Below are 12,686 nucleotides of genomic sequence, written 5' to 3'. Positions count from 1 at the left end.
GTCGGGCGGCCGTATCGAAGCCGATGCGCGGCATGCCCGCGCGCAATGCACGTCAGCTCACGGCTTCGTCACCACTCGGCGACGCTGCCGTCCGCATGGCGCCACACCGGATTACGCCAGCGGTGGCCCGTCTTCGCCATTTCACGCACCTTCTCCTCGTTGACGTCGATGCCGAGCCCCGGGCCCTGCGGGATCGCGACGAAGCCGTCTTCGTAGCGGAACACCTCGGGGTTGCGCAGATAGTCCAGCAGGTCGTTGCCCTGGTTGTAGTGGATGCCGAGGCTCTGTTCCTGGATGAACGCGTTGTAGCTGACCGCATCGAGCTGCAGGCACGCGGCCAGCGCGATCGGGCCGAGCGGGCAGTGCAGCGCGAGCGCGACGTCGTAGCTTTCCGCGAGCGTCGCGATCTTGCGGCACTCGGTGATGCCGCCCGCGTGCGATGCGTCGGGCTGGATGATGTCGACGTAGCCGCCCGCGAGGATGTGCTTGAAGTCCCAGCGCGAATAGAGCCGCTCGCCGAGCGCGATCGGCGTGTTGGTCTGGTTGACGATGTCGCGCAGCGCCTCGGCGTTCTCCGACAGTACCGGCTCCTCGATGAACATCAGCTTGTACGGATCGAGCTCCTTCGCGAGCACCTTCGCCATCGGCTTGTGCACGCGGCCGTGGAAGTCGACGCCGATCCCGACATGCGGGCCGACCGCGTCGCGCACCGCCGCGACGTTCGCGATCACCTGCTCGACCTTGTCGTAGGTATCGACGATCTGCAGCTCCTCGGAGCCGTTCATCTTCACGGCCTTGAAGCCGCGCTCGACCACCGCGCGCGCGTTGTTCGCGACGTCGCTCGGCCGGTCGCCGCCGATCCACGAGTACACCTTGATGCGGTCGCGCACCTGGCCGCCGAGCAGCGCATGCACGGGCACGCCGTGATGCTTGCCCAAGATGTCCCACAACGCCTGGTCGACACCCGCGATCGCGCTCATCGTGATCGGGCCGCCGCGGTAGAAGCCGGCGCGGTACATCACCTGCCAGTGATCCTCGATCAGCAGCGGATCCTTGCCGACCAGATAGTCGGCGAGTTCGTGCACGGCGGCTTCGACCGTATGCGCGCGGCCCTCGACGACCGGCTCGCCCCAGCCGACGATCCCTTCGTCGGTTTCGATCTTGAGGAACAGCCAGCGCGGCGGGACGACGAAGGTTTCGAGGCGGGTGATTTTCATGTGGGGAGTCTCCAGGGGCGACCGGCGCGGACGTGCGGATGCCGCGCCGATTCAGTGCATGACGGTTATCCTAGCGCAGCCCGCTAAAAAATAGTATTAATAGCACTATTGCGCAGATAGTGGGCAGCCGTGGCGAGCCCGCCCAACGGAGAACGATCATTCAACGCGACCTGCATGGACAGACGGCTTTCCTGCTCGCGACGGCGATCCTGCGAGGCGACTATTCGCCCGAATCGCTGCTGCCGCGGGAACCGGAGCTGATGGAGATGTTCGGCGTGAGCCGCACGGTGCTGCGCGAGGCGCTGCGCACGCTGACGTCGAAGGGGCTGATCGAATCGCGGCCGAAGGTCGGCACGCGCGTGCGGCCGCGCCGCGCGTGGAACCTGCTCGACGCCGACCTGCTCGACTGGTACGCGCGGGTTGCGCCGCCGCTCGCGTTTGCGCTGAAACTGCAGGAGATGCGCGAGATGATCGAGCCGCACGCGGCCGCGCTGGCCGCGCGCACGCATGGGCCGGGCGCCTTCGACGCGATCGAGGATGCGGTGCGCGCGATGGCCGCCGCGCGCAACGTCGACGAATGGGTGCGCGCGGACCTGCGCTTTCACCTGAGCGTGCTGGAGGCCGGCGGCAACGAGCTGCTGGTGCCGCTCGGTGCGCTGATCGCCCGCACGCTCGAGGCGCAGTTGCACCTGAATGCCCGGCGTGCGCACGTGTTCAACGCGTCGCTCGCCGAGCACACGGCCGTCAGCGACGCGATCCGCGTGCGCGACGAGGACGGCGCGCGCCGCGCGATGGCGTCGCTGCTCGCGGTGACGCGCGCGCGGATCGAGATGTCGTGACGGGCAGGGGTGGCGCCGGTCGTCAGGCGTTCGCGCACCCGCCCGGCTTCAGCACGCGCTGCGTCGACGCCGGATATTTCGCGAGCAGGCTCGCCGGCCGGCGCGGACGCGCGACCAGGTCGCCGCCGCAGTTCGGGCAACGGCCCTTCAGCACGTCGTCCGCGCAGCTCGCGCAGAACGTACATTCGAAGGTACAGATGCGCGCGTCCGCCGAGTCGGGCGGCAGGTCTTTGTCGCAGCATTCGCAGCCGGGGCGCAGTTCGAGCATGACGGTGTTCCTCGTAGTCGGAGCGGATCGGGGCGGGCGCTGCCGCACATTGCATGCGACGCGCGTGCGCGCTACTGTACCCGCTTGAGTCGGCCCGGCCAACGGTGTCCCGCCGGGATGCCGTCGACGCGCACGGGCCGCCCTGGGAGACGACCATGCTCTATCGCGGAAGCTGTCACTGCGGCGACGTGAAGTTCGAGGCGGAAGGCGATCTGCAGGGCGTGATGGCCTGCAACTGCTCGATCTGCCGGCGCAAGGGCGCGCTGATGTGGTTCGTGCCGCGCGACCACCTGACGCTCGTCACGCCCGAAGAGAATCTTTCCACCTACATGTTCAACAAGCACGTGATCCGCCATCGCTTCTGCAAGCGCTGCGGGATTCACACGTTCGGCGAGGGTACGCATCCGAACGGCACCGAGATGGCCGCGATCAACGTGCGATGCCTCGAGGATGTCGATATCGATGCGCTGCCCGTCACGCACTACGACGGCCGCTCGCGCTGAGCGGCCCGTCGTCGCGTGTACGGGCCGCCGTCAGGACGGCTCGACCGGCGCGGCCTGTGGCGTCGGCGTTTCCGCCTGCGGCGCGGGGCCCGTCGTGCGCGTGCCGGCTGCGACCGGGCGCTCGATCAGCGGTGCGAGCGCCGGCGCCATCGATTTCAGCAACTGCACGGCCATCGCGCTCGTGAAGTCGTAGCGTGCCGCGTATGGCTCGTGCGCGGTCGCCGTCAGCACGCCGAAGAAGCGATCGCCGAGCACGAACACGAACGTGCCGCTGCGGTTGACCTTGCGCGACTCGATCAGCCGCGCGCCGCGCGCGTAGATATTGAAGCGCTGGTCGCCCGTCCCGGTCTTGCCGTACACCTCGAGCGTCTTGCCGTCGGGCAGCGTGAAGCCGCCCGCCAGGCGCCGCGCGGTGCCGTTCAGCACGACGTCGCGCAGCAGCGTGCGCGTCACGTTGACGATCTCCGGTGACAGCATCGGCTGCGGTTGCGCGGCCGCGCGCACGAAGCGCGTTTCGTACGGCGTGCCCTTCGCGAAATCGAGGCGGGTGATCGTCTCGGTCGGCGCCTTCTGGCCGCCGTTCGCGATCAGGCCGATCAGTTTCGCGAGCGCGTCGGGCTGGTCGCCCGATGCGCCGATCGCGGCCGCGTACGACGGCGTGACCTCCGCGAACGGATAGCCGAGCGCGCGCCACGCCTTCGTGATTTCCCCGTACGCGCGCAGCTCGACCATGCGGCGGATGCGCCGATCCTGGGTCGCGTGATAGCGCGTCTTGTACAGCCACGAATACGTGTAGAAGCGCGCATCGCGGCTGTCGCGCTGGACTTCGCCGAGCGACGCGTTCGGATGTGCGCGCAGGTAATTGAGCGTCCACAGCGCGAGCGGGTGGACGCTTGCGATGTAGCCGCGATCGTTGAGGTTGAAGCGGTCGATCGCGTACTTCGCATAGAGCGCGGCGAGGTCGTCGTCCGACAGCGTCGCGGCGGGCGTACCCTTCAGCTGCGCGCGCATCTGCGCATCGAACCACGCGAGCGATTCGTGCGGCGCGACGCTGCGCAGCACCGTCGCGATCTTCGGCGGCGACTTGCGCACGTTCTGCAGCATCAGCGCGAGCGCGTCGTCGGGCGCCTTGCCCGCGTAGCGCGTGTAGAAGCGCTTCACGTAGACCTTGCTTTCGCCGTCGACGAACTGCTCGAGGTAATGCTTGCGCTGCTCGGGATCGCCGAGCCACGACGACGACGGGCCGGCCGTCTTCAGCATTTCGTAATGGACGATGTCGCGCATCAGCCGCACGAACACCAGGTTGACCGAGTGCTCGAACGCCGTGTGCAGCGTCAGGATGCGGCCGTTGTCCGACTTCTCGAAGTTCGAGAACACCTGCGCGCCGCCGCCCGTGTAGAACACGTCGGGACTCGCCGAGTACTTGCGTTCGACCGCGGCGTCGAGCATTGCCTGCAGCGAGCGGTCGCGCGTATGCGACAGGTAGTCGAGCGCCCAATGCGACAGCCCGTCGAGCGGGTCGGGCTTCACCTGCGCGAGCTGCGCGTTCGACAGGTTGCCGTAGCGCGCGTGCAGGTCGGAGACGATCTGCAGGTAGGTGATCAGCGTGCGCAGCTTCGCGGTCGAGCCGAGGTTGATGCGGCCGCCGCGGTTCACGTCGAACGGCTGGTTCACGCTGTCGGTCTGCACGCGCAGCAGGTTCGCGCCGTTGCGATGCTCGTACAGCGTGAAGCTGTATGTGAGGTGCGACGGGTCGTCCTTCGGCGCAAGCATCTCGAAGCCGTACAGGCCGGCGGCCTGCGCGCCGTCACGGGTGGACGCCTTCGCGAGCCGTTCGGCGACCGCCTGCTGCACGCCGTTGTCGAGCGTGCTGGTGGCCTCCAGGTCGAGCAGGTCGAGCTGGTACAGGTCGTTGATGCCGAGCGCCGCCAGCAGCGACGCGCGTGCCGACGTCACGGCCTTGCGCGACACGAACGACTGCACGCGCGCGGCGGCCGGCGGCGCGCTGCGCTCGATCTGCGCGGCGAGCGCAGCGTCGCGCAGTGCGGGCGAGATCACGCCGCCGCTCGACAGCAGCCGCAGGTAGCTGTCGGTCAGCTTCTGCAACGCCGGATAGCCGCGATTCAGGAAATACGACGGCGCGCGCTGCGCGATGACCAGCGACAGCACCTCGCGGAACGTCTTGCCCTGTTCGTCGACGTTGTCGCCGGTCGTCGGCGCGGCGAGGATCCGGTTCACGTCGTTGAAGTCGCGGCCGTACCACGCCGCGAGACCGTCGCCGATGCCGGTGATTTCGCCCACGTGCGGGCGTGCGGCGAGCGGTACCGAGTTCAGGTAGCGCACGACGATCGAGCGGCGCGCGAGCATCGTCTGCGGGCCGTTCATGTACGCAAGGACCGACGCGGACGCGATCTGCCGCAGCTTCTCCGGTGGCGTCGCGGTGCGGCCGTCGGGCGAATGGCGGAACTTCTCGATCTGCGTCGCGAGCGTGCTGCCGCCCGGGCGTGCCTGGTGATGGTTGACGACGTGCATCGCCTGGTCTGCGAGCGCGCGGCTGAAGCGCCCCCAGTCGATCGCCGGATTGCGGTTCGGCTGGTTCGCGTCGAGCAGGTAGCGGTCCTCGATGAACAGCAACGAATCGGTGACCATGCGCGGCACCGCGTCGAAGTCTGCGTAGACGCGCTGCGGGAACACGGTCGCGAACAGCGGCGAGCCGGTCGAATCGAACAGCATCAGCCCGGTCTGGTCTTTCTCTTCGTAAGGCAGGAACAGGCCGCGATCGGCGAGCGAGAGCATCCGGTCGGAATCGCGCGCCTGCTTGCCGACGACGAAGCCGCGCGCGAGCAGACGCTGCTGGAACGCAGGAATCATCGAATAGCCGAGGCGCTGGTCGTACGGCCCGTTGGCAGGAAAGCGGATGTGGTCGCTCGCTCCGGATTCGACGGTGTAGCCAACGTCGCGGGTGAGTTCGGACAGGTAGTGCGCCTGCAGGCGCGACGTCTCGATCTCGGTCATCACGAGCCGTGCAAGGATCGCGATCGCGATCACCAGCGCGGCCAGCAAAGACCACTTGATCCACGTCCAGACCGATGCACGCCCGGTCACGCGCGGCAGGATGCGATTCAGCGGCCGATTCATGGCGGCGTCTCCCTGAAGGCGCGGGCTCCGGCCACACCTCATTAAGGATTAGTGTAGTCCTCAACCGTGGGCTGCCAAGAGCGGTTCTCTACGGAGATGCACCGACGCAACAGATGTGCCCGCACCGTGTGTGGGCTGCGTTGCAACCGCCCGAGCCCCGCCTGGCGTGCGTTCCCGGCTGTTCTCGGGTGTCGCGGCGAGCCTGCCGTCGACGCTGGAAATGGTGCGCGATTGCACCCTTCATTCACCTGACGAAATGTTCGGTGAGGTGATCAATGAAAAGTCGCGCGATGATATCGTCGCGCAACCCCCGCGACCGACGGGCGGATACCGACTGCCCGCACGCGGTCCGACGCCGTGTTGCGCGGCGTTTCCGAGGGAGAGCCGAACTCGTGAGCCGCAAATTCATTCTGAAGGGCGACACGACCGACCATGGTGGCGCCATGCTCGACGGGATCGCCAATTCGTCGTTCGACGGCGGCGAGTTCGCCTGTCTCGGCGCGCCGGTGTTCTGCGCCGCGAGCAAGACCCGGGGCGTGATCGTGTCCGACGGCGGCGAGCGGACGATGACCGTGATGGGCAAGGTCGTCGCGCGCGAACCCGACCTGTGCCAGTGCCGGTGCACGCCGCAGCCGAAGCTGATCCCGTCGCAGGGGACGGGCACCCTCTCTGGCTGACGCCCGTCGAATCCGTGCAACGTACGATGCGGGCTGCCCGTCGTCAGACGCTGCTTTCGGTCTCGATCACGAGGATGCGCGCTTCGCCGAGCGGGTGCGCGACGTGTTCGGTGCCGATCGTCGCGTGGAATACGTCTCCCGTTTCGAGCAGCGTCGCGTGCTCGATGCCCGCTTCGCGGTAGCGCATCTCGACGCGGCCGTCGAGCACCGCGAATACTTCCTCTCCGTCGTTCACATGCCACCGGTACGGCTGATCGGTCCAGTGCAGGCGGACCGTGATGCCGTTCAGGTTCGCGATGTCCAGCGCGCCCCATGGGCGCTGCGCGGTGAACGCGGTGCTGCGGATGATGTTCATCGATCCGTCCGTGAGTGTGGAGGCTGCGCAGGGCCGGCGGCGTGATCGCGTCGCTTGCCCGCCAGCCTGATTCGATGTGCTCCGGATCAGCGCGACATCGCCCGCAAGGCCGCGTCGATCGTCTGCCTGCGCTTTTCCAGCCCAGCCGCCGAACGTTCGGTCACACGCTTCAGGACCGATGCCGGTGCGGTATCCGGGGAGCCCGCATCGAACGGCGGCGCCGGCGCGTATTCGAGCGCGAGCTGGATCGACTGCGCCTCTTCGTCGCCGACGAGTTCGGCGGCGATCGTCAATGCGAAGTCGATGCCGGCCGTCACGCCGCCGCCGGTGATCAGGTTGCCGTCGCGCACCACGCGCTCGCGCACGGGCACGGCACCGAGCGGCTCGAGCAGCCCATGAAACGCCCAGTGCGTCGTCGCGCGGCGTCCGCGCAGCAGGCCGGCCACGCCGAGCAGCAGCGCGCCCGTACAGACCGACGTCACGTAGCGCGCGGCGGCCGCGCGCTGCTGCACGAACGCGATCGTTTCGGCATCGAGCAGCAGGTCGTTGATCCCGATCCCGCCGGGCACGCAGATCACGTCGAGCGGCGGGCAGTCGTCGAACGTGCAGGTCGGCGTGAGCGCGAGGCTGCTGCTCGACGCGACGGTGTCGCGCGATTTCCAGACCAGGTGGACAGCCGCGTCCGGCAGCGACGCGAGCACGTCGTGCGGGCCGGTGAGATCGAGTTGCTGGACGCCCGGAAACACGAGAAGGCCGATATGCAGGGTCATGCGAACACTCCGAAGGGAAGGGGATGCACCGCGGCCGGCGCACGATGGACAGATCGATTCTAGGCGCGTAGTGTTTGGCGAAATTGCCAGATCACCCACGTTTTCAGCCAATCGCCATGCCTGCCGCTCCGCGCTCGATCCTGGTCCTCGCGTTCCCCCGTGCGCAGTTGCTCGACGTGACCGGGCCGCTGCAGGTGTTCGCCTCCGTCAACGAACTTGCGCAGGAGCGCGGTCGGCCCGCACCGTATGCGCCGCGCGTCGTCGCCGCCGAGGCCGGGCCGATCGAGACGTCGTCGGGCCTCGTCGTGATGGCCGATTCGCTGCGCTCGGCCGGGCGGCCGGATACGGTGATCGTGGCCGGCGGCAAGGGCGTGCACGCCGCGTCGCGGGACGCGCGGACGGTGCGTTGGGTCCGGCAGCAGGCGCAGCGCGCACGACGTGTCGCGTCCGTGTGCACCGGCGCATTCCTGCTCGCCGAGGCCGGCCTGCTAGACGGGCGGCGTGCGGTCACGCACTGGGCGCGCTGCGACGAATTCGCGGCGCGCTACCCGAACGTGCGCGTCGAGCCCGATCCGATCTTCATCCGCGAAGGCGCGCTATGGACGTCGGCTGGCGTGACGGCCGGCATCGATCTCGCGCTGGCGCTCGTCGAGGAGGATCTCGGGCGGGCGATCGCGCTCGACGCCGCGCGCGAACTCGTCGTGTTCCTGAAGCGGCCGGGCGGGCAGGCTCAGTTCAGCGCGATGTTGTCGATGCAGCGCACCGACGACCGCTTCGGCGAACTGCATGCATGGATCGCCGAGCATCTGGACGCCGACCTGTCGGTGCCCGCACTCGCCGAGCGCGTCAGCATGAGCGAGCGCAGCTTCGTGCGCCACTACCGCGCGGGGACCGGCCGCACGCCCGCGCGCGCGGTCGAACAGATTCGCGTCGAGGCCGCGCAGCGTTTGCTCGGCGAAACCGCGTGGCCCGTCAAGCGGATCGCCACGCGGTGCGGCTTCGGTTCGGAAGAGACGCTGCGGCGCAGTTTCGTGCGCGTGCTTGGCGTGTCGCCGCAGGGATATCGCGAGCGGTTCGTGCGGTAACGCGACCGGTGTGCGGCAGCGAGGCCATGCGCTGTAACCGGGGACGGAGCCGACGTCGCTCGGAGCTGCTCGACGGCAGATTACTTTCGAGTCCGAAAAGCGGTGACTATTCAGAAGTGGAGAACAATCGACGGGGACTTGTGCCGCGCCCGCCGCGCGCTCTATTCTGTTCCGTTGGCGATTCGAAGGGGGCGCAGCATGGACCGCATCCAGGCAATGGAAGTTTTCACCCGCGTGGTCGACGCGAACAGCTTTACGCGCGCGGCCGACACGCTCGCGATGCCGCGCGCGTCGGTGACGACCATCATCCAGAATCTCGAGGCGCTGCTCGGCGTGCGCCTGATGCACCGGACGACGCGCCGGCTGTCGCTGACGCCGGAGGGCGCCGCGTACTACGAGCATTGCATGAAGATCATCTCGGAGATCGCGGAAGCCGACGCGAGTTTCCAGACCGGCAATCGCAAGCCGAGCGGCGTGCTGCGTGTTCACATGCCGAGTTCGCTCGGGCGCCGTATCGTGTTGCCGTCGCTGTCGATCTTCCGGCAGCGCTATCCGGACATCACGCTCGACCTCGGCTTGTCGGACCGCTACGTGGATCCGGTCGAGGAGGGTATCGACTGCATGATCCGGGTCGGGCCGCTCGAGGATTCATCGATGGTCGCGCGGCGGATCGGGATGCTCAAGCGCGTGACCTGCGCGTCGCCCGACTATCTGGCGCGTCACGGCGAGCCGCAGGAGATTGCCGACCTGGCCGCTCATCACGCGGTCAATTTCCGCGCGAGCCACGGTGCGCGTGCCATTCCGTGGGTGTTCATGATCGAGGGCAAGCCGGTCGAGGTGCGGATGAACGGCAGCGTCACCGTGAACGATTCGGATGCGTATGTGACGTGCGGGCTCGAAGGGTTCGGGATGATCCAGCCGACGCTGTTCATGGTGCTGCCGAACCTGCGCGACGGCTCGCTCGTCGAGGTGCTGCCCGACTGCAATCCGAAGCCCAAGCCGATTTCGATCGTGTATCCGCACAACCGGCATCTGTCGCAGAAGGTGCGCGTGTTCGCGGACTGGATCGCAGAGCTGTTCGAGTCGACGCCGGCGCTGGAGGGCGGGGAGAACTGGCGCGGGAAGGTGCGGGCGGATTCTATAGAGGAGCGCGGATCGGTGGTGGCGTAGCGCACGTGCGCGTGACCTGAAGGACGGGTGACGCGCGATACCGCTTGCACCGGATGAGGCAATGAAAAAGCCCGGTAGATCAAAGATCTACCGGGCTTTCGCATTTGGTGGCGAATCAGGGACTCGAACCCCGGACCTGCGGATTATGATTCGAAAAACGGGCTATATTTCTCGCGCCATCTCTCCTGCAGTCAGTTGATTTTACTACGCTTTTGATCTCTGGAGTCAACCTTGGCTAACACGATCTCTCGATCTGATTGTGGCAGATCTATGGCAGATCTTCATCGTCAGGTAGGCCTACATAGTTCAATTCGTCGCGCAACCGATCACGGAGCTGCCGCGTCATTTGGGGCTTTCGGATTCCGGGAAGCACGCCCGCTGCCGGGTCGTGTCGCAATACTGCCGACCTAAGGGCTCCCAGTGTTGCTTCCATCGCCGCAAGCCCTGTCAACACCGGTTCCAATCGATCCAGCCGGCCATCCTCCCACTTCATGATTTCTTCAGTCGAGAGGTTTGGCGGACGATTTTCCATGTCGATGACCAAACGGCCAGGCGGTCCCGACTCAAAGCGTCGTCGGAATCCGAACACAAATTGGTGAACATTCTCGATGGTTTTTTGCAGATCCGTACAAATACTATCCAGTTGCCTTTGTTGTGCACGGAGATGATTTTTGTGCGCCGTCATCGTCTCGGGCGGACACCCCACAGCCTCCGGCGCATGCAGCGTAAGAAGGTCCACATCCTCTCGGGATATTGCGCCGATCCTGAGCATCTGTCGTATCGTTCTGTGACGAAGTTCCGCGGTCATTGGCCTTTTGCCATTCAGCCGACGGTTCACAAGTTGCACAGATGCTCTGCCTAGTCCGTCGTCGTTAGAGATGCCGCACTGATGCAGTAGGTCCGCTAGATGTTGCTTTTGTTGATCGACATGACTTCGGTGCTGCAGGTGATCGAGAAGCCATTCAAACAACGTTTGTGTTGCCAATCTATCAGTCTCGTCGAGCAGGATGTCCTTTATCGGGCGCCCCTTCCGCTTATCGATCGGCTTTTGTCCAACCTCGGGCACCCCCCCGTCGAGGTCTAAGTCGTTCTGCCAGTCGAAATCACCTGCATCCATAGTATTCACAGTGACGTCCCGAGAGAAAGCAACCGAGTCGATCCTACACCAGGATCTTGAGGGCTGAGGCGCCGGCGACACAAAATTGATCCTAAATCGCCTAGGTTTTCTGCTTTTCCAATTTTGTGTGATTCCCAGTGAAATGGTCGGCACATTGTGATGGAGACATCCTCATGAGCCCGACCCACGATCATGTTCTACACGCTGGCCAGCCTCTCCACGATGATGACGTCCTGATAGACGCAGTTCAGTTGGCCGATATGCTTCGCATTTCGCCAGCCGCGTTGTACCAACTTCGCTGGCGAGAAAAGCAGGCACAAAAGGCGGGACTGGATTTCGATTCCAAGCTGCCTAAGAGGGCGGAGGTATTTGGTCGGCGGCTTGTCTGGCATCGCGGGACAGTCCGAGCGTGGATTCGAGAGCACGCAAGCGTCTCAGCCGATGCTACCGAGAATTGTCGTTCCCGTGACGACACCTCTGGTGTGGATCAATCCAAAAACCGTACAGGACGTCCGAGAAAGACCTCCGAGATGAACGGGTCTTTTGTGAACGTGCGGCGGGAGTCGGTATGAGCGTCGTCCCGAGCGGCGCTTCCGCCTACCAAGCGGATACGGTTTGGGTGCATATCTTCAAAGCCATGGTTCGGAGCGGCGAGGTCGCTCGCATGGGGGCTCATGCATTCACCGTTTATTCAGTAATTAAGACCCATGCAGACCTCAAGACAGGGTGGGCATTCCCGGGGATTGACACAATTGTTGACGAGTCGGGAGTAAGCAAAAGCAAAGTGATTCGCTGCCTCGAGACTCTCGAGGGGATGGGGTATCTCGAAAGGAATAGGCGCGGGCGCCAAAACGTGTACCGCTTGAGAGAGAAGGTCCCGATTTGCGATGACAAAGGCCAGTCTACGGCCATTGCGACTTGGGAATATGTACCCACTCGCACCCAAGCGGCAACGGAAAACTTGCGACAGCTGTTGGTCGGGGATGGAAAAAATGGCGCGCAGATCGTTCAGATCGTGCATCTGCAGGTCAACGTATCTCAATCTGAAGGCGATGTCGTTGTCGTCAACAACATTGGGACTGAGGCCACTGCCGCAGCTTTGGATTTTTTACGCGCGAAGTTTCCGACGAGGTCGTGAAGTTATTCACATGTATAGCGGACACGTGTCTGACAGGCATCTATTCCGGCTGAACCGGTATCTGTGGGACACCAATTTTCGACGAATAGGTGTTCCCCAGACACCCTAACTAGAGAAGAGATTTTCTTCGAAAGAAGCGGATTTGAAGGAAGGGACATGTGGAAAACGTCAAAGCCATTCTGTCTTCTCTATCGATTGCCACCGCTCTTTTCGGTCTCGGTGGCAGCCAGCTGCAAGCCGGCACCTGCCAACTGCTGTCCCGCGCTTGTACAGACAGCGGCACGAAGTCGATCAGCGGCTTGCCTATGTTCCCCTTCATATGAGGACATCGAGGAATCATGCACCTATGCCTCTCTCCTGCGTACGGGATGAGGCTGTCCGATCGACGCGTTGGCGCCGCAGTGTCGCT

The 12,686-nt window shown here is 65.1% G+C and carries 13 protein-coding genes; 7 read left to right on the top strand and 6 right to left on the bottom strand.

The window, feature by feature from the left end; all coding sequences use genetic code 11:
- Nucleotides 1-68: 68 nt before the first annotated feature.
- Nucleotides 69-1,217, bottom strand: coding sequence for a galactonate dehydratase (gene dgoD, locus AC1Z3W_RS33765; protein WP_057926637.1), 1,149 nt, complete (start codon nt 1,215-1,217; stop codon nt 69-71).
- Nucleotides 1,218-1,336: 119 nt separating this feature from the next.
- Here dgoD and AC1Z3W_RS33760 point away from each other — a divergent pair, with 119 nt between their 5' ends.
- A complete protein-coding gene (locus tag AC1Z3W_RS33760; RefSeq protein WP_242431816.1) occupies nt 1,337-2,056 on the top strand; it encodes a FadR/GntR family transcriptional regulator in 720 nt (239 codons plus the stop codon).
- Nucleotides 2,057-2,078: 22 nt separating this feature from the next.
- Here AC1Z3W_RS33760 and AC1Z3W_RS33755 read toward each other — a convergent pair whose 3' ends face one another.
- Entirely contained in the window at nt 2,079-2,324 is a 246-nt protein-coding gene (locus AC1Z3W_RS33755) for a DUF1272 domain-containing protein (RefSeq protein ID WP_057926638.1), read from the bottom strand.
- 155 nt (nt 2,325-2,479) lie between these two features.
- Between AC1Z3W_RS33755 and AC1Z3W_RS33750 the strand changes: the two genes are divergently transcribed.
- Nucleotides 2,480-2,827 carry a GFA family protein gene (locus AC1Z3W_RS33750; protein ID WP_057926639.1) on the top strand — a complete coding sequence of 116 codons (348 nt, stop codon included), beginning with the start codon at nt 2,480-2,482 and terminating at the stop codon, nt 2,825-2,827.
- Nucleotides 2,828-2,857: 30 nt separating this feature from the next.
- Here the strand turns inward: AC1Z3W_RS33750 and AC1Z3W_RS33745 are convergent, their stop codons facing one another.
- Entirely contained in the window at nt 2,858-5,965 is a 3,108-nt protein-coding gene (locus AC1Z3W_RS33745; RefSeq protein WP_483509378.1) for a transglycosylase domain-containing protein, read from the bottom strand.
- Between the two features lie 392 nt (nt 5,966-6,357).
- Between AC1Z3W_RS33745 and AC1Z3W_RS33740 the strand changes: the two genes are divergently transcribed.
- A complete protein-coding gene (locus AC1Z3W_RS33740; protein WP_483509377.1) occupies nt 6,358-6,642 on the top strand; it encodes a PAAR domain-containing protein in 285 nt (94 codons plus the stop codon).
- Nucleotides 6,643-6,685: 43 nt separating this feature from the next.
- Here the strand turns inward: AC1Z3W_RS33740 and AC1Z3W_RS33735 are convergent, their stop codons facing one another.
- Both AC1Z3W_RS33735 and AC1Z3W_RS33730 read right to left on the bottom strand, forming a co-directional pair.
- Nucleotides 6,686-6,997: a cupin domain-containing protein gene (locus tag AC1Z3W_RS33735; protein ID WP_483509376.1), complete on the bottom strand. Its 312-nt coding sequence runs from the start codon at nt 6,995-6,997 to the stop codon at nt 6,686-6,688.
- Nucleotides 6,998-7,083: 86 nt separating this feature from the next.
- Complete coding sequence (locus AC1Z3W_RS33730; protein ID WP_483509375.1) at nt 7,084-7,767, bottom strand: DJ-1/PfpI family protein; 684 nt, start codon at nt 7,765-7,767, stop codon at nt 7,084-7,086.
- A gap of 116 nt (nt 7,768-7,883) precedes the next feature.
- On the opposite strand from AC1Z3W_RS33730, the gene AC1Z3W_RS33725 reads away from it, so the two are divergent.
- Both AC1Z3W_RS33725 and AC1Z3W_RS33720 read left to right on the top strand, forming a co-directional pair.
- Entirely contained in the window at nt 7,884-8,852 is a 969-nt protein-coding gene (locus tag AC1Z3W_RS33725; protein ID WP_124833651.1) for a GlxA family transcriptional regulator, read from the top strand.
- 198 nt (nt 8,853-9,050) lie between these two features.
- Nucleotides 9,051-10,022 (top strand): LysR family transcriptional regulator, encoded by a 972-nt coding sequence (locus tag AC1Z3W_RS33720; protein WP_124833652.1) that lies wholly within the window; start codon nt 9,051-9,053, stop codon nt 10,020-10,022.
- A 268-nt stretch (nt 10,023-10,290) separates the two neighbouring features.
- On the opposite strand, the gene AC1Z3W_RS33715 is transcribed toward AC1Z3W_RS33720, so the two are convergent.
- Nucleotides 10,291-11,139, bottom strand: coding sequence for a hypothetical protein (locus AC1Z3W_RS33715; RefSeq protein WP_483509374.1), 849 nt, complete (start codon nt 11,137-11,139; stop codon nt 10,291-10,293).
- Between the two features lie 568 nt (nt 11,140-11,707).
- On the opposite strand from AC1Z3W_RS33715, the gene AC1Z3W_RS33710 reads away from it, so the two are divergent.
- Both AC1Z3W_RS33710 and AC1Z3W_RS33705 read left to right on the top strand, forming a co-directional pair.
- Entirely contained in the window at nt 11,708-12,277 is a 570-nt protein-coding gene (locus AC1Z3W_RS33710; RefSeq protein ID WP_483509373.1) for a helix-turn-helix domain-containing protein, read from the top strand.
- A gap of 158 nt (nt 12,278-12,435) precedes the next feature.
- Nucleotides 12,436-12,600: a hypothetical protein gene (locus AC1Z3W_RS33705; protein WP_483509372.1), complete on the top strand. Its 165-nt coding sequence runs from the start codon at nt 12,436-12,438 to the stop codon at nt 12,598-12,600.
- The last annotated feature ends 86 nt before the right edge of the window (nt 12,601-12,686 follow it).

The sequence above is a fragment of the Burkholderia sp. 10_S31 genome (assembly GCF_056930375.1).
The sequence above is the reverse complement of the archived record's forward strand: the minus strand, read 5'-3'. Positions and strand labels throughout refer to the sequence as shown.

What these genes read in the sequence shown, in the direction of transcription:
- dgoD (WP_057926637.1), bottom strand. Translation starts at nt 1,217, where the DNA reads ATGAAAATCACCCGCCTCGAAACCTTCGTCGTCCCGCCGCGCTGGCTG.
- AC1Z3W_RS33755 (WP_057926638.1), bottom strand. Translation starts at nt 2,324, where the DNA reads ATGCTCGAACTGCGCCCCGGCTGCGAATGCTGCGACAAAGACCTGCCG.
- AC1Z3W_RS33750 (WP_057926639.1), top strand. Translation starts at nt 2,480, where the DNA reads ATGCTCTATCGCGGAAGCTGTCACTGCGGCGACGTGAAGTTCGAGGCG.
- AC1Z3W_RS33745 (WP_483509378.1), bottom strand. Translation starts at nt 5,965, where the DNA reads ATGAATCGGCCGCTGAATCGCATCCTGCCGCGCGTGACCGGGCGTGCA.
- AC1Z3W_RS33735 (WP_483509376.1), bottom strand. Translation starts at nt 6,997, where the DNA reads ATGAACATCATCCGCAGCACCGCGTTCACCGCGCAGCGCCCATGGGGC.
- AC1Z3W_RS33730 (WP_483509375.1), bottom strand. Translation starts at nt 7,767, where the DNA reads ATGACCCTGCATATCGGCCTTCTCGTGTTTCCGGGCGTCCAGCAACTC.
- AC1Z3W_RS33725 (WP_124833651.1), top strand. Translation starts at nt 7,884, where the DNA reads ATGCCTGCCGCTCCGCGCTCGATCCTGGTCCTCGCGTTCCCCCGTGCG.
- AC1Z3W_RS33720 (WP_124833652.1), top strand. Translation starts at nt 9,051, where the DNA reads ATGGACCGCATCCAGGCAATGGAAGTTTTCACCCGCGTGGTCGACGCG.
- AC1Z3W_RS33715 (WP_483509374.1), bottom strand. Translation starts at nt 11,139, where the DNA reads ATGGATGCAGGTGATTTCGACTGGCAGAACGACTTAGACCTCGACGGG.
- AC1Z3W_RS33710 (WP_483509373.1), top strand. Translation starts at nt 11,708, where the DNA reads ATGAGCGTCGTCCCGAGCGGCGCTTCCGCCTACCAAGCGGATACGGTT.